Consider the following 25338-nt stretch of genomic DNA (forward strand, 5'->3'; position numbering starts at 1 on the left):
TATCTTTATCACCCGAAACCACTCTCCATACGATGAACCTGCGAAAAACGGCTATTTTAGGCGTCTGGGGGCTGCTCTTCGTCTCGGGAATCAAAGCCCAGACGGGCGGTGTGCGCTTCCGCGTGGCCGACCGCGCCACACGCGAGGCCGTCATCGGGGCCGTCGCCGAACTGCGCAGCCGCACCGATTCGCTTGCCGCACCGCTCTACACCGCCTCGGGAACAAACGGAAAGGGGGAGTTTCAACGGGTCCCGGCGGGCAGCTACCGGCTGACCCTCACATCATTGGGATACGACTCGCTGCGCCGCGACCTGAAGGTCGGAGAGAATCTCGTCACGCTCGATTCGCTGTGGCTGACGCCCCGCGCCGAGGCCATCGACGACGTGGTGATCGAAACTCCCGCACTGCGCTCCTCGGTCCACGGAGACACGCTCTCCTACCACGCCGCAGCCTACAAGGTCGCATTCGGGACCGATGCCGGGACGCTCCTCTCGAAGATGCCCGGACTGGAGGTCGACGACAGCGGAATCGCCGCCCAGGGGCGATCCATCCAGCGGGTCTATGTCGACGGACGCGAATTCTTCGGAAACGACGTCATGTCGGCCGTGCGCAACATCCCCGCCGACATGATCGAGAGCATCGAAATCTACAACTCCCAGGGCGACCAGGCGGAATTCACGGGGGTGGATACCGGCGAAGGATTCACCGCCCTGAACATCGTCACACGACCCGACAAGCGCCGCGGAACCTTCGGACGCATCTACGGCGCCTACGGAGTCCCCGACAAATACATCGGCGGCGGAAATGCCAACATCTTCGACAACGACCGCCGTGTTACCATTATCGGCCTGGCGAACAATGTCAGCCGCCAGAACTTCTCCTTCGAGGATATTCTCGGAACCACCGAAGAGAAGAACGGCGCCGCCGCAAACAAGAACTTCATGGTCAAACCCCTGGCCGGAATCTCCACGGTCCAGGCCGTGGGGGTCAACTACAGCGACGACTGGGGCGCAAAGGCAAAAATCACGGCCAGCTACTTCTTCAACCGCACCGACAACCACAACCTCAGCCAGACCGAAAAGCAGAGTTTCACCTCGACCGACAAACTGGTCCTCTACGACGATGAAAACACGTCGCAGGCCCTGAACCTCAACCACCGGTTCAATTCGCGCATCGACTACAAGATGAACCCGTCCCATTCGCTGATGATGCGCACGTCGTTCAGTTTCCAGGACAACGACAACCAGAGCGAACTCCTCAGCCGGACGGACAACCGGTTCTCCGAAGAGGACATCCGCTTCGTCTACCGCCGTCACAACTTCAACGACAACGACAGCCGGGGATTCAACCTCTCGAACCAGCTGACCTACCGCTACCGCCTGCCGGGCAGGATGTCGCAGAATCTCTCCTTCGGGGCCGGAGGCAGCTACCGCGGCTACGAACAGTTGAACCGGCCCCGGCAGTACACCTTCCGGGACCCGGACGACACGGCGTGCGATACGACCCGCTACTCCTCGCGCAACATCACACGCACGGACCGCGACCAGCCCAGTTACCAGGTCTACGGATCGGTCAACTACTCGCGGCTGGTGGCCAAACACGTGCGCGTGAATCTCGAATACCGCTGCACGTATGCCGCCAACAGCGTCGATCGCAACACCTACGTGCTGACCGCCGGGAACACCTTCCCCGCGGAGCGCAATCCCAAACAGTCGTCCGAATACGACTATTCGTACCTGACCCACCGCGTGGGGGCGACCGGCCAGTACCGGTTCCGGAGTACCAAGGTCGCCGCAACGCTCTACTACCAGCACGCCGGATTCTCGGGAGACTATGCCTTCCCCTATCCGGCCCGGACCGAAGCGGCATTCGACAACCTGACCTACAACACCGTGGCGGAAATTGCCGTCAATCGGAACAATACGCTGAAGTTCAATGCTTCGGGGCGCACGTCGAATCCCCGGGCCACCGATCTGCAGAACATCGTCAACACGACGAACCGACAGAACGTCGTCGCCGGAAACCCGGACCTCGTACCCGTCTACACCCACCGTTTTTCGGGGCAGTATATCCGCACCAACCCCGAACGGGGCCGGACCTTCACCCTCTCGGCGGAGTTCGCCGCCAGCCCCAACACCGTTGCCGATTCATTGGTGATCGACACGCCGGATTTCGTCATCGACGACGAGGGGACCCTGCTGGGCGAAGGCAACCAGTTCGTGCGTCCGGTCAACCTCGCGGGCTACCGCAGCCTCCGGGCGCAGATCAACTACGGATTTCCGGTGCGCTGGCTGCGCTCGAACCTCAACCTGCGGGCCGGGATCTCAACGGGACGCCTGCCCAGCATCATCAACGGCGTGCAGAACCAACTCACAAACAACGCCTACAACCTCGGCGCCGTACTCGGCAGCAACATCTCCGAGGCGGTCGATTTCCGACTCAGCTACACCGGAAGCTATCAGGAGAGCCGCAGCTCCTCGCAGGTGCGCTCGATCGACAACACCTATTTCAGCCAGCATGCCCGGGCCGAAACGACCTTCGTGATCCGCAACCGGTTCGTCATCCGCGCCAACGCCGACTACAACAACTACCGCGGGATTACCGACCCGTTTCTCGAAGAGCGGCTGATCTGCAACGTCCTGCTGGGCGTAAAGCTCTTCCGCAACCGGCTCGGGGAGATCAGCGTCGGGGTCAACGACCTGTTCGACCAGAACAGCTCCACGTTCCAGCGCTCCGTGACGGGCACGACGCTCCGCTACGTCACGAATCTCGCCGTGGGACGATACGTCGCCTTCCAATTCACCTACAACCTCCGGATCTACAAGCGGACCGGAATCCCGGAACGCTCCGCACCCTGACCGGAAACCGGCCCCGCATCGCCCACCTTGACCGACGATTTCACTGAGCAGCAGGTCGCGAAAACCATGAATACCGCGATCCGGGCACCTGTTGGCCGGATTAAATTCCCAGTATTCTTAATCTCTTGAATCCGAGGTATCCGAGGTATCAAGCAACCTCTTAGCGAAAACCAATCCCTGCGCTCAAGAAACTATGCTTGCTTTTTATAGGTTACGGCGGCGAGCGTGTTGAACAGAATGGCGAAAATACCCAATGCAAGATAGTTGCTCCATAATTCGGCGAGGGCCGCGCCTTTCAGATAGACCGACCGCAGGATCTCGACGAAGTAGCGGGGCGGCAGCACAACCGTGATTTTCCGTGCCCACGCAGGCATTGAATCAATCGGGGTCAGCAGACCGCTCATCAGCATGAAGATCATGACGAAGAAGAACATCACAAACATCGTCTGCTGCATGGTCTCGGAAAAATTGGCAATGGTCAGGCTGAACCCCGATATGGTGAGAATGAACAGAATGGCTCCCAGATAAATGGAGCCGACCGACCCCTCCGGCGTAAGACCGTAGACGGCCCATGCCAAACACATGGCCACAGTCAGGACAAACAGACCGATCAACCAATACGGCAGCAGCTTGGCAAGGGTGAAGGTAAGCCGGCTGACGGGAGTGACATTGATCTGCTCGATGGTTCCGCTCTCCTTTTCGCCCACGATACTAAGCGCCGGAAGGAATCCGCAGATGAGCATAAAAAGGATAATCATCAATGCGGGAATCATATAATGACGATAGTTCAACGTGGGGTTGAAGCGATTCTGCACCGTAATCAGTTCCGAGGCTCCGACAGGGCTATTTTCGGCCTTCAACTCCGAAAGGGTACGCGAGATCGTCTGCACGAGATACTGCATCCCCATCGAACCTTTGGTCGCATTGACGGCATTGGCGGTGATGCTGATGCGCTCGGGCCGGGCGACAGCCATGTCGCGTTCGAAATCGGATGGAATCTCTATGATGGCATCTACCGTCCCCTCTTCCAGATGTTTCATGGCAAGCTGGAAATCGGAGGTCGCCACCGTAAACGAGAGATACTCCGAAGCCCCTACATGCGAAGCGATGCGGCGTGAAGTGGCGGAACGGTCAAGATCCACGATGGCGACATTGACGTTGCGGACATCCATCGTCATAATCAGCGGCATAATCAGCATCACGAGAACCGGGAACGCGACAATCAGCCGCGGAAGGAATGAATTGCGGCGGATCTGCAGGAACTCTTTGCGTAATAAGACCTTGAATGTTCTCATGGACTATTCCAGTTTGTCGTTGAATTTTTTGAGCGAGACGCCGAGCAGCAGGAGGGTCATGCAGAACAGGATGGCACAATCCTGCCAGACCTCGACGACCGATGCCCCCTGGATCATCATCTTGCGTACGGCATCGATATACCAGCGTGCCGGGATGAGGAGCGAAACCGCCTGAAAGAATTTCGGCAGATTCTCGATTGGAAACAGCATTCCCGATAGCATCAAAATGGGGATCATCATCACCATGGCCGAGATGAGCAGCGCCGCAACCTGCGTGCGGGCAATGGTCGATACGAGCAGCCCGAGCGACAAAGAGAGAACCAGGTAAAGGAGCGACAACGAGAAAATGCCGGCCACACCGCCGCTCATAGGCACCCCCAACAGGTAGCGTGCGAGCAGGAGAATCAGGATCAATACGCTGCACGAGATGGCGAAATACGGAATCATCTTGGCGAAGATGATTTTGAACGGACGTACAGGCGAGACGAGCAACACCTCCATCGTGCCCGCCTCCTTTTCACGGACGATCGACACGGAGGTCATCATGGCGCATACGAGGATGAATATCAGCCCCATGATTCCCGGGACGAAGTTGAATGCACTCTTCATTTGCGGATTGAACAGCATGCGGGTTTCGAACAGCGACTGCTGCGTCTCCGCACCCAGCAACACGCCCTGCAGATAGGCCGTCGCAGCGCCTGCCGTATTGACGTTTGAGGCATCCAGAACCAACTGAATGGCCGGGGTCGACGGCAGGCCCGATGCCGCCAACTGCATACGACGGTCAAAGTCCGCCGCGAATACCACGACGGCATCGGCCTTGCCCGAGCGAAGCAGCCCATCGATGGATCTGTTGTCCGTACAGCCGCAGAAGGTGAAATAATCGTTCCGAGCCAGCCGTTCGACGGCATCCCGCACGCCATCCGTCCGGTCGGGGGCAACCGCCGCAACCTTGATATTGTTTACCTCCGTCGATATGGCGAAGCCGAACAGCACCATGAGCACGACGGGGATCAACACCACGATGAGCATCGTCCGCCTGTCGCGCAGGATGTGCAACGACTCCTTTTTTACGAATGAAAGAAAATTATTTTTCATAACAGGTTACTCTCCACGTTGGGCGCCCCGGGCCAGGATGCGGAAAACCTCATCCATCGAACCGGCGGCAAACTGTTGTTTCAGACGGGCGGGCGTATCCAGCGCACGCACCTCGCCGTCGACCATGATCGACACGCGCGAGCAGTACTCCGCCTCATCCATATAGTGGGTCGTAACGAATATCGTCGTACCCGCGTCTGCAGCCTCGTAGATCATCTCCCAGAACTGGCGGCGCGTCACGGGATCGACGCCACCGGTAGGTTCGTCCAGAAAAACCACCTCGGGGCGATGGATGGTGGCGATGGCGAACGACAGCTTCTGCTTCCAGCCCAGCGGCAAGGCCCCCACGAGGGTGTCGCGCTCCGAGGCGAAATCAAGTTTAGCAAGCAGTTCTGCGGCGCGTTCAGCCGTCTCCTTTTTCGACAGCCCGTAGATCCCGGCAAAAAGATCCATGTTTTCCCAAACACTCAGGTCGTTGTACAGCGAAAAGCGCTGGCTCATATACCCGATATGGCGTTTGATCCGCTCGCCTTCGCATCTCACGTCGCAACCGGCGACCGACCCGTCGCCCGACGTGGGGAAACTCAATCCGCAAAGCATCCGCATGGCGGTGGTCTTTCCCGCACCGTTTGCTCCGAGGAAGCCGAAGATCTCCCCCCGATACACATCGAACGAGATATGGTCGACGGCTACAAAGCCGCCGAAACACTTCGTCAGATTACGCACCGATATGACTATGTCGTTCATCGTTTCATCCATTTTATGAATATGTCCTCGATGGTCGGTGCGACCGGTTCGATGGAGAGGCCGTCCAGTTCACTCAGCTGCCCCAGGAACCGCCCGGTGTCGAAACCCCGCTCTGTCACCAGATGATGCACCTCTCCGAAGGGGTAGCACTCCACAACGCCTTCGATCCTCCGGGCCGCCGAGAGCAGTGCGTACATGTTCGAGGCCCGTACCGCATAGAGCGGCGCATCGAACCGGCGGACGATGCCGTTTGGCGTGTCGATCCCCAGAATACGTCCTTCGTTGCAGAGCGCAATGCGGTCGCAGCGCGATGCCTCATCCATGTATGGGGTCGAGACGAGGATGGTAATGCCCTTTTGCTGCAGAGAGGCGAGCATATCCCAGAACTCGCCGCGCGACACGGCATCGACACCCGTTGTAGGCTCGTCGAGAAAAAGCACGCTCGGGCGGTGGATCAATGCGCACGAAAGCGCAAGTTTCTGCTTCATTCCGCCCGAAAGTTTCCCGGCGCGGCGCGTGCGGAACGGTTCGATCTGCTTGTAAATCGGAGCGACGAGGTCGTATGACTCCCGGGCCTTAACACCGAACAGGGCGGCGAAAAATTCGAGATTCTCCTCGACCGTCAGGTCCGGATAAAGCGAAAACCGGCCGGGCATGTAGCCCACGCGCGAGCGGATCGAAAGATAGTCGTTCACGATGTCGAACCCATCGACCACGGCCGTACCGCTGTCGGGGGTGAGCAGCGTGGTGAGCAGGCGGAACAGCGTCGTTTTGCCCGCACCGTCGGGGCCGATCAGCCCGAACAGCTCGCCTTTCCCGACGGAAAACGACACCGCATCGAGTGCCTGTACCCGCCCGAAACGCTTTGAGAGGCTCCGTATGTCTATGGCTTTCATAACAGGACGTCTCCCGCAAGACCGATTTTCAGCCGCCCGTCGTTTTTAACCGCAATTTTCACGGCATAGACCAGATTGGCCCGGGAATCTTTCGTCTGGATGGTTTTCGGGGTAAATTCGCTTTCGGATGAAATCCACATGATACGCCCCTCGTAGTCGTAACGCTCGTCACCGCCGAAGTCTGCCACCACGCGCACCCGGTCTCCGAGGCCGAACCGCCCGAGCTGGTCGGAGGTGAAGTAGGCGCGCAGATAGATATGGTCCAGATCGGCGATTTTCATCAGAGGCTTGCCCACGGATGCGAGCTCGCCCGTTTCGGCATATTTCACCAGCACCGTGCCGGCAACGGGCGACTGGATGCGGCACTTGGCGATGCGGTCGTCGAGTGCGGCGATCTGCGCCTCCAGGGCCGCCGCATTGTCGTTGATGGAGGCCGTATTTTTGCCGAGGGTCGAAAGCGTCGCCGTGAGCTGGCTCTCCAATACACGGATCTGCGCTTCGATGTCATCGAGCTGTTTCTGCGTCGCAGCCCCGTCGCGCAGCAGGTTCTTGACCCGGTTGCATTCGGTCTGCTGCGTGGCGATCTGTTCGCGCAGCGACGCTGCCTGCGCCTCGATGTCGGGACGGCTGCCTGTGAGGGCCGAGAGCTGTGCCGAAAGTTGCTTGCGCTGTAGATGGAGCTGTATGCTGTCAATCTCGCCGACCACCGCACCGGCTGTTACGGGCATACCTTCCTCGACATTGAAATAGAGGATGCGCCCCGTCGCTTCGGAGGAAACGACCACTTCGGTAGCCTCGAAGGTGCCTTGTGCATCGTATGGGGTCCTGGAGCCGCACGATACGGCAAGCATCGCCAGGACGATAGATGAAATCCGTTTCATGGCATCTATTGATTTAATGTGTGTTTCAATCTGTATACGGCCTGCAGCAGCTCTATTTCGTGGATGCTGCGGCTCAGCATGGCGGAAGTCTCGTCGGTAATCTTTTGGAGCAGGTCCGTTGCGTCGATCACTCCGTTTTCGAGTTTTGACTCCGCGGCCATGCGCACCGAGCGCCGCAGTTCCACGATTCGGGTATCTTCCGTTACGGCCTTGCGCAAACGGGCAATCTCCCCGTCGTCCTGAGCCGTCTGCACCCGTGTATTAAAGAGGAATATGTCGCGTTGCACGTCAATCTGCCGCTGTGCCGCGTCAATCTTCCCAAGATGGTTCCGTTTGGTGTAGAATGCTCCGATATTCCATGACATTCTCACTCCGACAATGGCATTTAACTGCCAATCCGCCGATACCATGCTTTTGAACATGTCCAACCCCGGGTAGCCATAAAGCCCTTGTGCAAAAGCGCTGAACCGGGGCGTCAACGAGCTCCTGACCGCATCGCGCCGGGCCTCCAGTTTTTCATGTTGGGCATCGAACCATGCGATCCGGGGATGTGCGGAAAAATGGCTTTTCACTTCGCGCAGGGCAGGTCTTTCCAACACGCGGTCTTTCAACCGACATCCTATAAACAGTTCCAGCATGCGGCGATAACTCGCACGTGAAGCCGCTATCTGGCCGAGGGACTGCCGGGCTGCAAGCAACTCCGCCTCGACGGCATCCACGTCAGCCTGCATGGCGATTCCATTTTTGCGGTACACTCGCATCCGCGACAGGTTGCTCTCCAGCAGCCCGATCTTCGCCTCGATTTGTGCAACCTGCTCGTCCAAAAGCAGAATCCCGAAATAGAGCCCGTCCACCCTCGACTGCAAATCGTACAGGTTTACATCCAGACGGCTGCGTTGTTCGGCGGCATCCGCTTCAGCAATCGTCCGGTCGGCTTTGGATTGCCCTCCGTCCCAGATAGTTTGGGAGATGTCGAGTGCCACCTTGTATTGATCCTTGCGCATGCCCGGGATGTGCAACCCTTGCTGCGCCAGCATCCCGGAAAAGGCTTCGGGAAAATTTACGGCCGCATTCTGCCACATCGCTTGTCCCGAGAGGCCAATTTGCGGAATCCAGGCCCTTGCGGCATTCGAAAGATCATACTGCTCGGTTTGCGAAATCAGGTCGTACTGCCGAATCTCGGGATAGTGCTCCCGCGCCAAACGCCGGCACTCTTCAAGCGACTGGGCGGCAAGCCTCGTTGCCGGTATGGCGAGCAGCAGACATAAGACAAATCGTTTCATGGGCTATTGTTTTTTGATTCTTCGCATGATCATTTCGATGTTCTCCGCCTTGCGCATGGCAAGATATTTCTCCCGGTCGGCCATCATGCCACCCAGCAGTTCGTTCGATACGGGCTCTATGAATGCATAGGCGATGAACGGAAATACGTTGAGCGACAAGAGACTGATGAGGAGCATCCGTATATCCACCTGCTCAATCTCTCCGCGTCCGGAGGCTTCGTCCACATCTTTCTGCAGGGTCGCGAGTTTTCCGCTCACCTCTTTTATCCGTTCATACATAATGTGGTAATGTTCGGGACGCGACAGGACCTCGTTGAGAAAGAACCGCGGCAACTGCGGATTGGCGGCAATGAGATCAAAATGCGCGGCAATACCTGATTTCAGCCGCTCCACAATCGGCAAATCGGAATTACCCATAGCCGCCGTAATCGTCTGCGCCAAGAGCGAAATGTTTTTTGCGACGATGCGTTCGAACAGATATTCCTTTTTACGAAAATAGTAGTGCAGCATGGCATGTGTTACACCCGCTTTCTCGGCGATCACAGCCGTGCGCGCTCCACCGAATCCCTTGGCGAAAAACTCCTGTTCGGCAGCCTCCAGAATCAACTGTTCCGTGTTGTTTTTTTCTTGGTCATGCATTTCAGGCTTCGTGTTAACAATATTATCTAACAAAATTGTTAACACAAAGCTATAAAAAAGATCTGGCGAAACCAAACAAAACAGTAATTACCTCTATTCTTTCCCCCAACCTGCGCACAATAATATGATGTCTATAGAATCTGTTCTGTTACCCAAAACCCAAAGAACAAGCCTTACAGGATGAATCCAATGATAGAATTAAAGATTCAACTAATACCGTATGACAAAACGGGAACCGCGTTGCAGGCCATTCAGGAGAAGTACGACAACCGGCTGCCGAGAAGCTACGAGCAGAAGTGAACCACCTCATCAAGGAGATTGCGCGCGAGGCGGGCATCACGGAGAAGGTCGAGGTCTCCTACATCGAGAATGGTGAAAAGAAGAGCCGGCTGGTCGAGAAGTGCGACCTGGTGAAGACCCACACGGCACGCCGCAGCGGCGCGACGAACATGTATCTGGCGGGGATCCCGACCACGCCATCATGAAGGTTACGGGCCACAAGACCGAACGGGAGTTCATGAAATACATCAAGATCACCGAGGAGCAGACCGCCCTGGAGCTGATGAGCCACCCCTATTTTTCGGGGGCAAGCAACACAACACGATAATCTTAAAGAGTGTTGTCCGGGAATTTTCTTAACTTTGTTCAAACAGACTGATGCAATGAAAGACGATACGCAGGAATTAACACTGTTCGACAACTACGATTTTATAGAAAAAATCGAATCTCTGATGGCCGACTGTGAATCGGCCGAGGTGGAGTTCAAATCCGCCAGGGGAGGGTTTCCGGGCAGCTTGTGGGAAACCTACTCCGCTTTCGCCAATACGCAAGGTGGAGTCATCGTATTGGGCGTCAAAGAGAAGGACGGGAAATTCACACTTGACGGCATCACACTGGAGCAGGCGCGCAAATACAAAAAAGAGTTTTGGGACAACGTAAACAACAAGGCTCATTGCAGCGCAAACGTCCTGCAGGAGAAAGACGTGCAGGATGGCGAATACAACGGGAGCTATGTCCTGGTGTTCAATGTGCCACGGGCTCCCCGCAACAAGATACCCGTATATCTGCATAACAACCCCGAGAATACATTCAAGCGGAATTACGAAGGAGACTATCGGTGCGATGCAAGTGAAATCAAGCGTATGTTCGCCGATGCCGATAGCACGGAACATCCCCGCGATTACAAAATTCTGCCCGAATTTACCATCGAGCAGGATATTGACAAGGCAACTCTTGAGCAATACCGCCGGCTGGTCGCAACCAAAAGCCCCGATCATCCGTGGCTGCTACTGGACGACAAACATTTCCTGATGAGATTGAAAGGTTATCAGATCGATCGACGAAAGAAAATCGAGGGACTGACGCTTGCCGGTCTATTGATGTTCGGCAAAACGGACAGCATCACCGACGCCTACGGATGCCCGCAATACTTTCCCGATTACCGCGAATATTTCAGTTCCAACCCCGACGACCGCTGGACAGACCGCATCTGCCCGGACGGCACCTGGGAGGCGAATCTGTTCCAATTCTACTACCGGGTCTATCCCAAGCTGGCCGCAGCCCTGCCCAAGCCTTTCGCCCTGAAGGACGGCATCAGAGAGGACGAAACACCGACACATACGGCTCTACGCGAAGCGTTTATCAATGCACTGGTTCATTGCGACTATTCGGTCGACTCGAACATTACGATCGAACTACACAAGGATTGTTACATATTCTCCAATCCAGGTTCCCTGCTGCTCTCCATTGCCCAATATTATCAGGGAGGCAACAGCGTATGCCGCAACAAGGCCCTGCAAACGATGTTCATGCTGATCGGCTCAGCGGAAAAGGCCGGAAGCGGTGCCGACAAGATCATGCAAGGTTGGAAAAAGGCAAATTACCGCAATCCACGAATCGAGGAGATCACTCACCCCGACAAAGTCGTATTGACATTGCCCCTTGTCAGCTTGTTGTCCGATGAGGTCATCTCCTATCTGAAATCCCTGTTCGGTGAGGACATAACGTCCATAGAACACAACAAGTTGATGACCCTGGCGACCTGTTGCAGCGAGGGCGAGGTCACCAACTATCGGATGCAATTGGTATTGGACAAGCACAGTGCCGATATCACAAAGCTGCTCAAAGAGTTATGCAACGACCGATACCTTATTCCCGAGGGAATCGGCCGCGGCACGCACTACAGAATCAATAAAAAATTCCGGGAGGGGGGACTCCCCGGGAATGTTGCTAGTAATGTTGCTAGTAATGTTGCTAGTAATGTTGCTAGTAATGTTGCTAGCTCTCCAGATAAGGAAAGGCGCAGAAGATTATCTTCCAGCGAATTACACACAGCTATTCTGCACGCGTGTGTTGATTTTGAATCACTGGAAACCATAGCTAACAAAGTAGGGAAAAGTCTGCGATACCTGAAAAACAGAGCCATCCCTATCATGGTTGCCGAAGGGTTGTTGGAACGTGAATATCCCAATATGCCGAAACATCCTCACCAACGATACCGTGCAAAAAAGAGATAGCCAGCCATGCCGCGCCGCCGAAAAATAACGATCCGGGCCTCCGAGCTGGAGTGCTTCGAGACGCTCGTCCGGGAGCTGCAACAGCGGCCGGAGTTTGCCGGATTCGATCCGTCGAGCCTGCACGTCTGGGCTTACGAACGGTATGAGCCGAAGCTGAAGGATGCCGACGCGATTCTCCGTCGCTTCGACTATTGGCTGGGCGTGCACAAGAGCGAGCGCTATCTGATGGTAAACGGCAGCCGGCTCTTCAACAAAAAGGAGCTGGCCGAGGCGCTGGGCGTCGCACGTCCGACACTCGACCGGTGGATTACGAACGGATGGCTGGAGCCGTGCCGCGTACAGATCTCAAGTAGCGGCGACACCCTCTTTGCGGCCAATGCCGTTCGTGAGGTATTGGAACGGTTCCGATAGGCTCGAAAACCACATCACCAAAGAGGACGGCATCCGCCGCCCTCGTTTTTTTGTCCCGAGCAGAATCCGATTACACGGCAGTGCCAACCGAAGCAAACGAATGCCAAAGTCCGGAAACGGACGGCGGCATGTCTTCGGCATGGCACCGGTTGGCGTCGGTTGGCGCTGATCTGTAACGCTATTCGCCGTTTTCGGGAGGGGTTCGGAAAGCCTTTCTTTGCGTCATCAACCAAATTCGAATCGTTATGACCAAGGAAATCTTTCTGAGCGGCATGACCGCCAACCAGCTCTCGGAGATGATTCGCGAATCGCTGCGCGACGAGTTGCGGCAGCTCCACCCCGAACCCTCCGCCGAGACACCGAACTATCTGACCCGCCGCGAGACGGCCCGCCGCCTGCGCATCTCGCTCGTGACGCTCAACGACTGGGTGAACCGCGGGCGGATCCGTGCCCACAAGATTGGTGGGCGCGTCCTCTTCCGCGACAGCGATGTCGAGGCAGCACTGCACCGGATCGTCCCCATCAAAAGCCGATAGCCATGAAGACAACAACAGATTGCATCGGCATCCGGGAGTATCTCCTCCGCCGAGGGCTGCAGCCCCACCACGAAACCGCCACCCACGGCATGTTCCTCTCGCCGCTGCGCGAGGAGCGTACCCCCAGCTTCAGCGTCCGCTACGACAAGGGGCTTTGGTACGACTTCGGGCTGGGCGAAGGGGGCACGCTTCTTCAGTTGGTCATGCGCCTCGAAGGGTGCGGCATGGCAGAAGCCATCCGACACCTGCGCAAAGGGACCGCAGACGAAGTCTCCTTCCAGCCCCTCCCGACCGCCTCGCCGCGCGAAGACTCCCCGCTACGGATTCTCAGCGTCGGGGAGATTCGCCACCCGGCGCTGATCGGCTATCTGCGCGAACGCGGCATCGACCCCGCCGTGGCCGGAGCGCTGTGCCGCGAGATACACTACGCCGTCGGCGAGCGGCGCTTCTTCGCCATCGGCTTCCGCAACGATGCCGGAGGCTGGGAGCTGCGCAGCCCGCAGTTCAAGGGGAGCAGCGCTCCGAAATCCATCACGACCTTCGACCGGCACGGCGACACGGCGCTGCTCTTCGAAGGCTTCTTCGACCTACTCTCCTACCTGACACTGCAACACGAGCCGGAGCCAACCGTCGATACTGCCGTGCTCAACTCCGTGGTGAACCTACCCCGCGCCCTTCCGTTTCTCACACGCCATGCCACGATCCACGCCTTCCTCGATAACGACGAGGCGGGACGCCTCACCCTCGAACGGCTGCGCAGCGCCCTGCCCGGTGCGACCGTCATCGACCGCGCGGAGAGCTACCACGCCCACAAGGATCTGAACGAATCGCTCCAATCGTCCGCGAAGGTTTCCCGCACGCCGCGTCGTCGCGGCCGCAAGTTGTAACGTCGCCCGGAATGACGCCGGAACCGTCGCCCACCCATCGGCCGCTTCGCGACCGCGGCTTTTCCCCCGAGGAAAAAGCCATAGCCTATTAGGGCTTTTTCCGACGCATCGGCCCGCCGACGCTGAAAAAGCCCCAATAGGCCAAAGGGTCAAGCCCCTCTGGACACCCCCTGTCGTGCTGCGCACGCCGACCGCCGAGGCGGTCCCCTCTTCAACCACACAACCCTCCGAAAAATGACCGTACCATGGAATATGCCGTCCTGCATCTTGACAAAGCCCCGGGCAACGAGGCGGCCATGACCGCCCACATCGCCCGCACGAAGATACCTACCAACGCTTCACCCGAACGCACCTGCCTCAACGAGGAGCTCGTCGAGTTTCCCGAAGAGGTGGCCGACCGCACAGAGGCGATCAACTACCGCCTCGAACACGCCGGCCTCACACGCAAGATCGGGACGAACCAGGTGCGGGTGATCCGCGTCATGCTGACCGGTTCGCATGACGCGATGAAACGCATCGAGGAGGAGGGGCGGCTTCCGGAGTGGTGCGCCGACAACCTCGCCTGGCTGCGCGAGACCTTCGGAGCGGAGAACGTCGTCTCGGCCGTCGTGCACCGCGACGAATCGACCCCGCATATCCACGCCGCCGTGGTGCCGATCGTCACGGGCGAGCGCCGCAAGGCCCGCACCGTCCCATCCGAAACACCCGGCAAACGGCACTACCGCCCGAAATCCGCCGCCCGGCCCCGCCTCTGCGCCGACGACGTCATGTCGCGCGTCCGGCTCAAGCAGTATCAGGACAGCTATGCCACAGCGATGTCCAAATACGGGCTGGAGCGCGGCATCGACGGCTCGGAGGCGCGCCACGTCACCACGCAGGAGTTCTACCGCCAGGCCATCGCCCAGCAGCAGGATCTGCAGGAGAACATCGACGCGCTGCTCCGTCTCGAAGAGCAGAAGCGGAAGGCCGTCGAGCTGCTCAAACAACAGGAGCGGCAGGTGCGCACCGAATACGAACAGACCGCCACGCTCCAGGCGCAGAAGAGCGCCGAGCTGAACCGCTCCGAGGCCGAGTTGAAGAGCGTGAAGGGCGAACTGAAGGGTGCCCGATTGAAAAACGCCGCGGCGGAGGTCGGGTCGAATATCGTCGAGGGGATCGGGGCGATGATCGGCACCTCACGTGTCAAGCGGCAGCAGCAGGAGATCGACCGCCTCAACGCAGAGAACGCCACCCTGCACGAGCAGATCGGGACGCTGAACCGTGCCAACCGCGAGGAGAAGGCCCGACATGAGCAGGCCGAACAGCAGCTGCAGGCGAAACTCGACCGCATCGAACAGTGGCTGCCCGACACGCAGACGCTCATCAGCTGGGGCGAATACTGCCGCGACATGGGGATCTCGGAGTCGGGCGCCCGCGAGATTATCGCCATGAAGCCCCTTTACGTCTCGGGCGAACTCCGCGCTCCGGAGTATTCGCGCCGCTTCGACGTCTCGAATACCGAGATCCGTCTGCAACGCGACCCGAACGGTCCCGGAGGCTTCCAGCTGCTCATCGACCACCAACCCGCACACGCCTGGTTCCGCCAACGGTATGTGGAGCTCATGACCCGCCTGGGCTACCCCGTCCGTCCCGAACGTCCCGTCATCCGACGCCACACCATCAAGCGGTAGCACCCCGCCGCCGCACCGTTTTTGTATGAAAAATTGCACGGACTTTCCCGAAAAACCGCTATCTTTACTTGAAATATTCTTTTCCAATTACCTATGGCAACCATGAATACGGCCGATATCGGCTTCGAGAAGGAGATTTGGCGGGCAGCAGACAAGATGCGCGGCAATATCGACGCGTCGGAATACAAGTCCGTCGTGCTGGGGCTGATCTTCCTGAAATACATTTCCGACAAGTTCGAGACCAAATACCGCCAGCTCGTCGACGAGGGCGAGGGCTTCGAGGAGGACAAGGACGAATACACCGCCGAGAACATCTTCTACGTCCCGGCCGAGGCACGCTGGGAGACCATCGCCGCACAGGCCCACACCCCCGAGATCGGCACCGCCATCGACAACGCCATGCGGGCCATCGAGCGCGAAAACCGGCGTCTGAAGGACATCCTGCCGAAGAACTTCGCGCGGCCCGAGCTCGACAAACGACGCCTGGGCGAGGTCGTCGACCTCTTCACCAACATCCGCATGCACCAGCACGGCGACTCGAAGGACATCCTCGGCCGCACCTACGAATACTGCCTCTCGCGCTTCGCCGAGGCCGAGGGCAAACTGGCGGGCGAATTCTACACCCCGGCGTGCGTCGTCAAGACCCTCGTGCAGGTGCTGCAACCCTTCCGGGGGCGTGTCTACGACCCTTGCTGCGGTTCGGGCGGGATGTTCGTGCAGTCGGCACGCTTCATCGAGAGCCACGCGGGTAATATCAATAATATCTCGGTCTACGGTCAGGATTCGAACCCCACGACGTGGAAGATGGCGCAGATGAACCTCGCCATCCGGGGCATCGAGGCCGACCTGGGGCAGTACAACGCCGACACCTTCTTCCACGACTGCCACCCGACGCTCAAGGCCGACTTCGTGCTGGCCAATCCGCCCTTCAACCTCAGCGACTGGGGCGCCGACCGCCTCGCGGACGACGTGCGCTGGAAGTATGGAACCCCGCCGAACGGCAACGCCAACTTCGCGTGGATCCAGCACATCATCCACCACCTCGCCCCGACGGGGCGTGCGGGCGTCGTGCTGGCCAACGGCTCGCTGTCGAGCCAGAGCGGCGGCGAGGGCGACATCCGGCGGCGGCTGGTCGAGGCCGACCTGGTGGACTGCATCGTGGCCATGCCTCCGCAGCTCTTTTATACGACGCAGATTCCCGTCTCGATCTGGTTCTTCAACAAGGCCAAGACGCAGCCGGGCCATACGCTCTTCATCGACGCGCGCAACCTCGGGACGATGGTCACGCGCAAGCTGCGCGAGCTGACCGACTGCGAGTCGAAGGATCCGGCCCGCCGGGGCGACATCCAGCGCATCGCCGACACCTATTGGGCCTATGCCGAGGGGCGTCTGGAGGCGGAGCAGGGCTTCTGCGCCGTGGCGACGACCGGGGAGATTGCGGCGCAGGACTTTATTCTGACGCCGGGGCGGTATGTGGGCATCGCGGCGCAGGCGGAGGATTCGGAACCCTTCGCGGCGAAGATGGAGCGGCTGACGGGTGAGCTTTCGGCCCTTTTCGCGCAGTCGCACGATCTGGAGGCAGAGATCCGCCGGCAGTTGGAAAGTATCGGGTATAAAATGGAGTAGATATGTGTTTTATCGAATTTCTCAATGAATATACCGGAGCCTTTACGGTTCTATTGACACTTATTCTCGTCATCATCAATATCTATATGGGATGGCAGAATTATGTACTGCGGAAAGATTCAATAAGACCAAAGGTATTGGCTGAGGTATATAGAGATAAATTGGAATGTATTGTTCATTATAAATTCATCAACTATGGAGCCTCTTCTGCTGTCAATCTACGAATCAAAATCGACCCATATTTAATTGAGAAGGCTCATCAATCTGTCCCATTGAGTCGAAATATGAAACAGATAGAAAACGGTTTTTTCTCATTGTCGCCCGGAGAGGAATTTGGACTTTCCACAGAAACCAGATGGGCAGAAACGCGTAATCGTAAGATTTCTTTATCATATACTTATGAAGATCTTTCCGGAAATTCATATTCCGAAAAATATCTTTTCGATTTATCGACACTCTATCTTAAATTAACCCCAAACAAGGCTGAAAAATGGGCGAGTGGAAAACATACCGGCTGGGGGAGATCTGCGATGTTCGAGATGGGACACATGATTCTCCCAAACAAAGTTTAACAGGGAAACCATTAGTAACGTCTAAAAACATCAAAGGTGGGATAATTAATCTATCATCAACTTATTTAATTTCTAACGAAGACTATCAGTCTATAAATAAAAGAAGTTGCGTACATCAATGGGATATATTATTTTCTATGATAGGCACTGTTGGTGAATTGGCTATTGTCAAAAATGAACCACAGTTTGCTATCAAGAATATTGGTCTTTTCAAAATGAATGGAGACCAATTATTATCTTATTGGATATATTACTATCTACATTCTGATAATGCACAAGAAAACATACTCAAAAATATAAAAGGTTCTACTCAACAGTATATTGCATTAAAAGATTTACGACTGTTACCAATAGGACTACCTCCGATTGAAATTAGACAACGGATTGTTGAGATATTGAAATCCTTCGATGATAAAATCGAATTGAATCGGCGGATCAATGCGAATTTGGAGGCGCAGGCGCAGGCCCTCTTCCGGTCGTGGTTTGTGGATTTCGAACCCTTCCGCGACGGCCCCTTTGTCGATTCCGAATTAGGCAAAATCCCTCAAGGCTGGAAGGTCGCCGAATTAGGAGATGTTACCAAACAACAAACGGAAAAAGTTGGACCACAAAAAACGGTAAAGGTATTGTCTCCAATTACCACAGGGGAACTTGTCCTATCGGAAGAATATTTCACCAAGCAGGTTTTCAGCGAAAGCATTGCAAAATACATCATCGTAAAGCCCGACCAGTTCGCATACAATCCGGCGCGTATCAACATCGGTTCTATTGGTCGGAATACCTTCGAATTCGACGGTTGCGTAAGCCCCGTTTATGTCGTTTTTGAATGCGAAAAAGGATATCATTACTTTTTTGACTTCTTCAGAAAGACCGACGCATTCAAGCAAGAAGTGATATCCCGTGCAATCGGAGGAGTTCGTCAGACTTTGGGATATAAGGATTTTGCTTTGATTAAGGTCATATATCCTCCTCAAAATGTCGTATTGGAATTTAACAGAATATATACTAATTTATTAAATTTACAGAATCATAATATTTTGGAAATAAAGACCCTTTCCGCCTTGCGCGACACCCTGCTGCCCAAATTGATGGCCGGAGAAATAAATGTAGAATAAAAACCTAAAATACTATCATTATGAATCAACTACTTACTCCTTGCGTAATCCAAGCATTTTTTATTTGCATTACAGTAATAATATCACTCTATATCCTCCGTTCATTTTATAAGATATATTGCTCCAGGCCGCAGGCACATATAGGAAACGGAGAAAATTCCAGAAATAATCAAAGTTTACCTTATCTATTTTGGTCAAGTGTAATATTACTTATTGGTATTGCTATTTTTTCTTATGGATTCCACCAAAATAGAACAGTTCTTGATTTTATCTCTTTAGCCTCCGCTCTGATTTCAATTATTCTGGCAATCATCACGATAATATATTCATTCTATACCAACGGCCGCTCTGTTGGACAAGCCGAGAAATTACAGGAAGCGGCAGAAGAAGTACAAAAAGCGACCAAAGCGTATTCCGAATCAGCGGGAAGCTTGCAGCTCAATATTCAAAAGATTCTGAGCAAGATAGATCATGTCGAAGCGAATACCAATGCAATATACAACAATATTTACAATGTTTCAGACGAAAAGGGAAATCATTCCGGATCAAAAACAGAACAATTGGTTAGGCAATCTTCCGCATTAGGAACAATGGCTTTGTACGCAGCAAGTTTATCGAAAGAGCATAACAAAAATTTTCCTCTTGCAATTCTTGGAGAACTTCAAAACGCATCATATTGTTCTGGATTTCTAATTGCAGTTTCTTGTATAGATCTTATTGAGGTTCAATTAATTATTGAGAATAATTCTATTTTCATTTCTGTTGATAAATATGATACCAACCTTAAAGATAGTGTCATTAAGAAAATAAATTATTACATAGAAGATGCTGACGTCGACACAGATAATAAAGATTTTTTTACAAAAACAAAAGAGAAAATAGATCAATACTTCTGCAACAATCCAAGTAAATAAATCATAAAAGAATACGGTCCAACTTATGCCCTTCACCGAAGCCCATTTCGAAAACGCCATCCTCGAAATCTTCCGAGACCTGCTCGGTTACGAGTACCTCTACGGCCCCAATGTCGTGAGGGACTTCGCTGAGCCCCTCTGCATGGAGATTCTCGACGAGGCCCTCGTCCGCATAAACCCCTCGCTCCCCCGCGCCGCCATCGACGAGGCCATCGCCCGCATCCGAAACATCGAAAGCGGTTCGCTCGCCCGCAAAAACGCCCGGTTCACCGACATGCTCCAGAACGGCGTGGCGGTCAACTACTTCGACGGCAGCGAACAGCGTGCCGGGCTGGTGCGGCTGGTGGATTACGACCTCCCGATGCGCAACCGGTTCACGGTCGCGAACCAGTGGACGGTCGAGGAGCGTTCGGTGCGAAGGGCCGACATCGTGGTGTTTGTCAACGGGTTGCCGCTGGTGGTCGTCGAGCTGAAATCCCCCTCGCGCGAGGCAACCGACGTCTCGGAGGCCTACGCCCAGCTGCGAAACTACATGCAGGAGATTCCCTCGCTGTTCGTCTACAACGCCTTCTGCGTGATGAGCGACCTGGCTACGACCAAGGCCGGGACCATCACGGCGGGCGAGGACCGATTCATGGAGTGGAAGACCGTGGACGGCAAGCTGGAGGACGCGCGCTACGCCAATTTCGACGTCCTCTTCCGCGGGATGTTCGAGAAGAGCCGCTTCATCGAGCTGCTCGGCGGCTTCATCTGCTGCGCGGAGAAGGACGGGCAAGACATCAAGATATTGAGCGCCTACCATCAGTTCTACGCCGTGCGCAAGGCCGTCGATTCGACGCTCTGCGCCGCCGAGACGGACGGTCGCGGCGGGGTATTCTGGCACACGCAGGGAAGCGGCAAGTCGCTGTCGATGGTCTTCTTCGCCAAGCGGTTGCAGCGGGCGATGGCCTCACCGACGATTGTCGTGCTGACCGACCGCAACGACCTCGACGGGCAGCTGTACGGTCAGTTTGCGCAGTGCAGCGATTTTTTGCGGCAGGTGCCCGTGCAGGCCTCGAGCCGCGCCCATCTGCGCGAGCTGCTGGCCGGGCGCGAGGCAAACGGCATTTTCTTCTCGACGATGCAGAAGTTCGAGGAGGGAGACGGACCCCTCTCTGAGCGCCGCAACATCGTGGTGATGGTCGACGAGGCGCACCGCAGCCAGTACGGGCTGGAGGAGCACATCGACGCGCGCACGGGGCGCGTGCGCACAGGTGCGGCGCGGCTGGTACGCAACGCCCTGCCGAATGCCACCTACATCGGCTTCACGGGGACCCCGATTGCGCAGAAGGACCGCTCGACGCGCGAGGTCTTCGGCGACTACATCGACGTCTACGACATGACGCAGGCCGTCGAGGACGGCGCCACGCGCCCGGTCTTCTACGAGAGCCGCGTCGTTAATCTCCATCTCGATGAAGAGACGCTACGCCGCATCGATGCCGAGTACGACGCGATGGCCGAGGAGGCCGAGGAGTACGCCGTCGAGAAGAGCAAGCGCGAGTTGGGACGCATCGACTCGATTCTGGGGGCCGATGCAACGGTGGCGTCGCTGTGCGAGGACATCGTGAAGCACTACGAGGAGTTCCGCCAGTGGGAACAGACCGGAAAGGCGATGATTGTGGCCTACTCGCGGCCGATTGCGATGAAGATTTACCATCGGATTCTGGAGATGCGCCCCGAGTGGAGCGAGAAGCTGGCCGTGGTGATGACTTCGAGCAACAAGGACCCCGAGGAGTGGCGGGCCGTGATCGGCAACGACGCCCACAAGAAGGAGCTGGAGCGGCGGTTCAAGGACAATGCCGGGCCGCTGAAGATTGTCATCGTGGTGGACATGTGGCTGACGGGGTTCGATGTTCCCTCGCTGGCGACGATGTATGTCTACAAGCCGATGGCAGGACACAACCTCATGCAGGCCATTGCGCGCGTGAACCGCGTCTTCGGCGACAAGCAGGGCGGATTGGTGGTCGATTACGTCGGCATCGCCTCGGCCCTGAAGCAGGCGATGAACGACTACACGTTGCGCGACCGCCGCAACTACGGCGACCCCGACATCGCCAAGACGGCCTATCCGGAGTTTCGGAAGAAGCTGGAGGTGTGCCGCGACCTGCTGCACGGTTACGACTACGCGGGATTCCGGGGCAATTCGGACCTCGAACGTGCCCGGGCCATCAGCGGCGGCGCCGACTTCCTGCAGGCTCCGGAGCGGGCGAAGGTCAAGGAGGATTACATCCGCGAGGCGCTGCTGCTGCGGCAGGCGCTGTCGCTATGTCAGAGTATGCCCGACCGCGAAGAGCGGCTCGAAGCGGCCTATTTCGAGGCCGTGCGCACCTTGTTGACGCGCGTCGAGGGCAAGGGCAAAATCTCGTTCCGCGAAATCAACGAGCGCATCAACGAGCTGCTCCGGCAGAGCATTCAGAGCGAAGGGGTCATCAACCTCTTTTCGGACGTGCAGGAGGAGTTTTCGCTCTTCGACCCGAAGTTCCTCGAGGAGATCGGCCGCATGAAGGAGAAGAATCTGGCCGTGGAGCTGTTGCGCAAGTTGATTGCCGAGCAGGTGCAGCTCTACCGTCGGACCAACACGGTGCGGGCCGCGAAGTTCTCGGAGATTCTTGCCCAGGCGATGAGCAACTACCTGAAGGGGATGCTGACCAACGAGGAGGTAATCGAGGAGCTGTTGAAGACGGCCCGCGAGATCATCGACGGCGAAAAGGCGGGCCAGGCGCTGCACCTCACGACCGAGGAGCTGGCCTTCTACGATGCGCTGACCAAGCCCGAGGCCGTGCGGGACTTCTACACGAACGACCAGCTGCTGGCCATCACGCACGAACTGACCGATGCACTGCGCAAGAACAAGACGATCGACTGGAATCTGAAGGAGAGCGCCCGAGCCGGCATGCGTCGGCTGGTCAAACGACTGCTCAAGAAGTACAAATATCCGCCCGAGGGACAGGAGGACGCACTGAACACCATCATGGAGCAGTGCGAAATGTGGTCGGAAAACAGTTGAGCCAAACGGCAAACCGGCCCTCTGCCGTACAAATGCCGTACAAATTCAAACGAAAACCGCGTTGTAGACATCTACAACGCGGTTTCTGCGAGGTCTGAAGCGGACTCGAACCGCTGTACAAGGTTTTGCAGACCTTTGCCTAGCCACTCGGCCATCAGACCATTTCATATACACCGTCCCTAAACAATCCCTCCAACCCCTCTCTACAACAATCCGGGAAAAACCAGGGCCACTCCTCGTCACCCCCCCTCCGAATCGCAAAACTGGCTGGAATCCAATAACCATGCCGATGTATCGGAGTGCAAATATACAAACTTTTCCGTTTCTACCAAAACTTAACGACATCTTTCATCCATTTTTACCGCAAAACGCTCCGTATTCCCCCAAAAATAGCTACCTTTATTCCCGGATTTTCAAAGCGACCGTATGACCATCGAGGATATTGCCCTGCAGATGACCCCCGGAATCGGTGTGAAAGGGGCCGTGCACCTGCTCGAAACCTTCGGCGACGCACGGCGCATCTTCGCGGCATCCGAGGACGAACTCGTCGGAAAAGCCCGGCTCCGACCCGAAACCGCCCGACAACTCCTCCGACGTCAGGGATTCAACCCCGCTGCCCGCGAAATCGAGTACTGCCGCCGGAACAACATCCGGATCATCGCGTCCACGGATTCAGAATATCCACCCCTGTTGCGCGAAATGCCCGACTATCCCCATGTCATCTATCTCATGGGGAACCCTCAGGTGCTGAAAACCCGTTGCATCTCCATGGTCGGAACCCGGCAGGCTACACCCTACGGGCAATCCATGTGCAACCGGCTCGTCGAAGGCCTCGCCGAAAGGATCCCCGGACTCTGCATCGTCAGCGGACTGGCCTTCGGAATCGATGTCGCCGCACACCGTGCCGCCCTCGCCGCCGAAGTCCCCACCATCGCCGTGCTGGCCAACGCTCTCCCGGGGATCACTCCCGTCCAACACGCCGGAGTCGCACGCGACATCCTCGCGCACGGAGGCGCCCTCGTCTCGGAACTCCATTCGCAATCCAAGCAGAACGGAAACTTCTACCTCGCCCGAAACCGAATCATCGCCGGACTAAGCGCCGGATGCATCATCGTCGAATCCCCCGACAGCGGCGGTTCGCTCGTCACCGCCCATTGCGCCGATGCCTACAACCGAACGGTCATGGCCGTTCCGGGGCGCGTTACCGACCGTTCATCGGCAGGTACGAACCACTTGATCCGCAACCGAAAGGCGCAACTGGTCATGAGTGCCGACGACATCATCCGCGAACTGATGTGGGACCTGGACGAGGACCCCGCAGCATTCCAACCCCAGGCCCCGACTCCGGAACTGACACCCGATGAGCAACGGCTGCTCGAATGCTTCCCGTCCAGCGATCCGCTGCCGCTCGAAACCCTCGCCCAACAGTGCGGAATGAATCCCGGAGAACTCGCCGCCCTGCTCATCGGTCTCGAACTCTCGGGAGCCATCCGGCAACTCCCCGGAAATCGATACATGAAGCTATGAATCTGATCGATACACATTCCCATCTCTACGACGAAGCATTCGACCCGGACCGTGAGGAGGCTTTCGAAAGGGCCCGAAACGAGGGGGTCAGGCGGCTCCTGCTTCCGGCCATCGACTCCGAGAGTCACGAACGGCTCTTCGACCTTTGCCGTCGGCATCCCGACCGCTGTACGCCCATGATGGGGCTGCACCCCACCTCGGTCAACGAAAATCCCCGCTGGCGTGAGGAGCTGAATCTCGTGGAGCATTATCTGCAGAGCCCGCCCGAAGGAATTCCGCCCTTCTGCGCCGTGGGCGAAATCGGGCTTGACCTCTACTGGAGCCGGGAGTTCCGCGAGGAGCAGATCGAGGCGTTCCGCCGCCAAATCGAACTCGCCCTGCAATACCGCCTTCCGATCGCCGTCCACACGCGCGACGCCTGGCCCGAAACGGTCGAAATCATCCGCGAATACCGCGGGCGCGGCCTCCGGGGCGTCTTCCACGCCTTCTCGGACGGCATCGAAACCTATCGCGGACTGAGAACCTGCGGCGAATTCCTCTTCGGGATCGGAGGCGTCGTCACCTTTAAGAAAAGCCGCCTTGCGGAGGTCGTGCGCGAAATGGAGCTGCGGGACCTCGTGCTCGAAACCGACTGCCCCTATTTGACACCGGTTCCCCACCGCGGCGAACGCAACGAGTCCTCCTACGTCCGCTTCGTCTGCGAAAAGGTCGCCGAACTGAAGGGGCTTACCCCCGAAGAGGTGGCCGAAGCCACCACGGCCAACGCCGAGGCCATGTTCGGAGGAATGTCTCCCGCAAAGACCGCCTGAAAACAGCTGTTC

22 protein-coding genes and 1 tRNA gene are annotated in these 25338 nt (G+C 56.7%); 15 read left to right on the forward strand and 8 right to left on the reverse strand.

Going from position 1 to position 25338, the window contains the following annotated elements:
* Positions 1–32: 32 nt before the first annotated feature.
* A complete protein-coding gene (locus tag ABGT65_RS04765) occupies positions 33–2858 on the forward strand; it encodes an outer membrane beta-barrel protein (RefSeq protein WP_346700146.1) in 2826 nt (941 codons plus the stop codon).
* A gap of 191 nt (positions 2859–3049) precedes the next feature.
* On the opposite strand, the gene ABGT65_RS04770 is transcribed toward ABGT65_RS04765, so the two are convergent.
* The 7 genes from ABGT65_RS04770 to ABGT65_RS04800 are packed head-to-tail and all read right to left on the reverse strand — an operon-like array spanning position 3050 to position 9742.
* Positions 3050–4153: an ABC transporter permease gene (locus ABGT65_RS04770; RefSeq protein WP_346700148.1), complete on the reverse strand. Its 1104-nt coding sequence runs from the start codon at positions 4151–4153 to the stop codon at positions 3050–3052.
* Positions 4154–4156: 3 nt separating this feature from the next.
* The gene (locus ABGT65_RS04775; RefSeq protein ID WP_346700150.1) at positions 4157–5251 is read right to left on the reverse strand and encodes an ABC transporter permease; all 1095 of its coding nucleotides are present in this window, start codon (positions 5249–5251) and stop codon (positions 4157–4159) included.
* Positions 5252–5257: 6 nt separating this feature from the next.
* A complete protein-coding gene (locus ABGT65_RS04780) occupies positions 5258–5998 on the reverse strand; it encodes an ABC transporter ATP-binding protein (protein ID WP_346700151.1) in 741 nt (246 codons plus the stop codon).
* Positions 5995–6894, reverse strand: a complete 900-nt coding sequence (locus ABGT65_RS04785) for an ABC transporter ATP-binding protein (RefSeq protein WP_346700153.1) — start codon at positions 6892–6894, stop codon at positions 5995–5997. Before ABGT65_RS04785 ends, ABGT65_RS04780 begins: the two co-directional genes overlap by 4 nt.
* Positions 6891–7775 carry an HlyD family efflux transporter periplasmic adaptor subunit gene (locus ABGT65_RS04790; protein WP_346700155.1) on the reverse strand — a complete coding sequence of 295 codons (885 nt, stop codon included), beginning with the start codon at positions 7773–7775 and terminating at the stop codon, positions 6891–6893. Before ABGT65_RS04790 ends, ABGT65_RS04785 begins: the two co-directional genes overlap by 4 nt.
* Before the next feature lie 5 nt (positions 7776–7780).
* Positions 7781–9058, reverse strand: coding sequence for a TolC family protein (locus ABGT65_RS04795; protein ID WP_346700157.1), 1278 nt, complete (start codon positions 9056–9058; stop codon positions 7781–7783).
* Positions 9059–9061: 3 nt separating this feature from the next.
* Positions 9062–9742: a TetR/AcrR family transcriptional regulator gene (locus ABGT65_RS04800; protein ID WP_346700159.1), complete on the reverse strand. Its 681-nt coding sequence runs from the start codon at positions 9740–9742 to the stop codon at positions 9062–9064.
* A 251-nt stretch (positions 9743–9993) separates the two neighbouring features.
* Between ABGT65_RS04800 and ABGT65_RS04805 the strand changes: the two genes are divergently transcribed.
* The 12 genes from ABGT65_RS04805 (at position 9994) to ABGT65_RS04860 (ending at position 22990) form a co-directional block, all read left to right on the forward strand.
* On the forward strand, positions 9994–10182 hold the full coding sequence (locus tag ABGT65_RS04805) for a hypothetical protein (protein WP_346700160.1): 189 nt from the start codon (positions 9994–9996) through the stop codon (positions 10180–10182).
* Positions 10179–10304 (forward strand): hypothetical protein, encoded by a 126-nt coding sequence (locus ABGT65_RS04810; RefSeq protein WP_346700162.1) that lies wholly within the window; start codon positions 10179–10181, stop codon positions 10302–10304. Before ABGT65_RS04805 ends, ABGT65_RS04810 begins: the two co-directional genes overlap by 4 nt.
* A 55-nt stretch (positions 10305–10359) precedes the next feature.
* Positions 10360–12213 (forward strand): RNA-binding domain-containing protein, encoded by a 1854-nt coding sequence (locus ABGT65_RS04815; protein WP_346700164.1) that lies wholly within the window; start codon positions 10360–10362, stop codon positions 12211–12213.
* Between the two features lie 6 nt (positions 12214–12219).
* Complete coding sequence (locus tag ABGT65_RS04820) at positions 12220–12624, forward strand: hypothetical protein (RefSeq protein WP_346700166.1); 405 nt, start codon at positions 12220–12222, stop codon at positions 12622–12624.
* A gap of 245 nt (positions 12625–12869) precedes the next feature.
* Entirely contained in the window at positions 12870–13160 is a 291-nt protein-coding gene (locus ABGT65_RS04825; protein WP_270482025.1) for a helix-turn-helix domain-containing protein, read from the forward strand.
* Between the two features lie 2 nt (positions 13161–13162).
* Entirely contained in the window at positions 13163–14047 is an 885-nt protein-coding gene (locus ABGT65_RS04830; RefSeq protein WP_346700168.1) for a toprim domain-containing protein, read from the forward strand.
* A gap of 245 nt (positions 14048–14292) precedes the next feature.
* Positions 14293–15717 carry a MobV family relaxase gene (mobV, locus tag ABGT65_RS04835; protein WP_346700170.1) on the forward strand — a complete coding sequence of 475 codons (1425 nt, stop codon included), beginning with the start codon at positions 14293–14295 and terminating at the stop codon, positions 15715–15717.
* A gap of 93 nt (positions 15718–15810) precedes the next feature.
* Entirely contained in the window at positions 15811–17343 is a 1533-nt protein-coding gene (locus tag ABGT65_RS04840; protein WP_346700172.1) for a class I SAM-dependent DNA methyltransferase, read from the forward strand.
* Positions 17344–17345: 2 nt separating this feature from the next.
* Positions 17346–17915 (forward strand): hypothetical protein, encoded by a 570-nt coding sequence (locus tag ABGT65_RS04845; RefSeq protein ID WP_346700174.1) that lies wholly within the window; start codon positions 17346–17348, stop codon positions 17913–17915.
* Positions 17834–19030 (forward strand): restriction endonuclease subunit S, encoded by a 1197-nt coding sequence (locus ABGT65_RS04850; RefSeq protein ID WP_346700176.1) that lies wholly within the window; start codon positions 17834–17836, stop codon positions 19028–19030. Before ABGT65_RS04845 ends, ABGT65_RS04850 begins: the two co-directional genes overlap by 82 nt.
* A 20-nt stretch (positions 19031–19050) precedes the next feature.
* Positions 19051–19944, forward strand: coding sequence for a hypothetical protein (locus ABGT65_RS04855; protein WP_346700178.1), 894 nt, complete (start codon positions 19051–19053; stop codon positions 19942–19944).
* A 25-nt stretch (positions 19945–19969) separates the two neighbouring features.
* On the forward strand, positions 19970–22990 hold the full coding sequence (locus ABGT65_RS04860; protein WP_346700180.1) for a type I restriction endonuclease subunit R: 3021 nt from the start codon (positions 19970–19972) through the stop codon (positions 22988–22990).
* A gap of 90 nt (positions 22991–23080) precedes the next feature.
* Here the strand turns inward: ABGT65_RS04860 and ABGT65_RS04865 are convergent.
* Positions 23081–23151 (reverse strand) — tRNA-Cys (locus ABGT65_RS04865).
* A gap of 265 nt (positions 23152–23416) precedes the next feature.
* Here ABGT65_RS04865 and dprA point away from each other — a divergent pair.
* Positions 23417–24517, forward strand: a complete 1101-nt coding sequence (gene dprA / locus ABGT65_RS04870; protein ID WP_346700182.1) for a DNA-processing protein DprA — start codon at positions 23417–23419, stop codon at positions 24515–24517.
* Positions 24514–25326 carry a TatD family hydrolase gene (locus ABGT65_RS04875; RefSeq protein ID WP_346700184.1) on the forward strand — a complete coding sequence of 271 codons (813 nt, stop codon included), beginning with the start codon at positions 24514–24516 and terminating at the stop codon, positions 25324–25326. Before dprA ends, ABGT65_RS04875 begins: the two co-directional genes overlap by 4 nt.
* The last annotated feature ends 12 nt before the right edge of the window (positions 25327–25338 follow it).

The sequence above is a fragment of the uncultured Alistipes sp. genome, from assembly GCF_963931675.1.
Taxonomy (GTDB): Bacteria; Bacteroidota; Bacteroidia; order Bacteroidales; family Rikenellaceae; genus Alistipes.

What these genes read in the sequence shown, in the direction of transcription:
- ABGT65_RS04765 (WP_346700146.1), top strand. Translation starts at nt 33, where the DNA reads ATGAACCTGCGAAAAACGGCTATTTTAGGCGTCTGGGGGCTGCTCTTC.
- ABGT65_RS04770 (WP_346700148.1), bottom strand. Translation starts at nt 4,153, where the DNA reads ATGAGAACATTCAAGGTCTTATTACGCAAAGAGTTCCTGCAGATCCGC.
- ABGT65_RS04775 (WP_346700150.1), bottom strand. Translation starts at nt 5,251, where the DNA reads ATGAAAAATAATTTTCTTTCATTCGTAAAAAAGGAGTCGTTGCACATC.
- ABGT65_RS04780 (WP_346700151.1), bottom strand. Translation starts at nt 5,998, where the DNA reads ATGAACGACATAGTCATATCGGTGCGTAATCTGACGAAGTGTTTCGGC.
- ABGT65_RS04785 (WP_346700153.1), bottom strand. Translation starts at nt 6,894, where the DNA reads ATGAAAGCCATAGACATACGGAGCCTCTCAAAGCGTTTCGGGCGGGTA.
- ABGT65_RS04790 (WP_346700155.1), bottom strand. Translation starts at nt 7,775, where the DNA reads ATGAAACGGATTTCATCTATCGTCCTGGCGATGCTTGCCGTATCGTGC.
- ABGT65_RS04795 (WP_346700157.1), bottom strand. Translation starts at nt 9,058, where the DNA reads ATGAAACGATTTGTCTTATGTCTGCTGCTCGCCATACCGGCAACGAGG.
- ABGT65_RS04810 (WP_346700162.1), top strand. Translation starts at nt 10,179, where the DNA reads ATGAAGGTTACGGGCCACAAGACCGAACGGGAGTTCATGAAATACATC.
- ABGT65_RS04815 (WP_346700164.1), top strand. Translation starts at nt 10,360, where the DNA reads ATGAAAGACGATACGCAGGAATTAACACTGTTCGACAACTACGATTTT.
- ABGT65_RS04820 (WP_346700166.1), top strand. Translation starts at nt 12,220, where the DNA reads ATGCCGCGCCGCCGAAAAATAACGATCCGGGCCTCCGAGCTGGAGTGC.
- ABGT65_RS04825 (WP_270482025.1), top strand. Translation starts at nt 12,870, where the DNA reads ATGACCAAGGAAATCTTTCTGAGCGGCATGACCGCCAACCAGCTCTCG.
- ABGT65_RS04830 (WP_346700168.1), top strand. Translation starts at nt 13,163, where the DNA reads ATGAAGACAACAACAGATTGCATCGGCATCCGGGAGTATCTCCTCCGC.
- mobV (WP_346700170.1), top strand. Translation starts at nt 14,293, where the DNA reads ATGGAATATGCCGTCCTGCATCTTGACAAAGCCCCGGGCAACGAGGCG.
- ABGT65_RS04840 (WP_346700172.1), top strand. Translation starts at nt 15,811, where the DNA reads ATGGCAACCATGAATACGGCCGATATCGGCTTCGAGAAGGAGATTTGG.
- ABGT65_RS04845 (WP_346700174.1), top strand. Translation starts at nt 17,346, where the DNA reads ATGTGTTTTATCGAATTTCTCAATGAATATACCGGAGCCTTTACGGTT.
- ABGT65_RS04850 (WP_346700176.1), top strand. Translation starts at nt 17,834, where the DNA reads ATGGGCGAGTGGAAAACATACCGGCTGGGGGAGATCTGCGATGTTCGA.
- ABGT65_RS04855 (WP_346700178.1), top strand. Translation starts at nt 19,051, where the DNA reads ATGAATCAACTACTTACTCCTTGCGTAATCCAAGCATTTTTTATTTGC.
- ABGT65_RS04860 (WP_346700180.1), top strand. Translation starts at nt 19,970, where the DNA reads ATGCCCTTCACCGAAGCCCATTTCGAAAACGCCATCCTCGAAATCTTC.
- dprA (WP_346700182.1), top strand. Translation starts at nt 23,417, where the DNA reads ATGACCATCGAGGATATTGCCCTGCAGATGACCCCCGGAATCGGTGTG.
- ABGT65_RS04875 (WP_346700184.1), top strand. Translation starts at nt 24,514, where the DNA reads ATGAATCTGATCGATACACATTCCCATCTCTACGACGAAGCATTCGAC.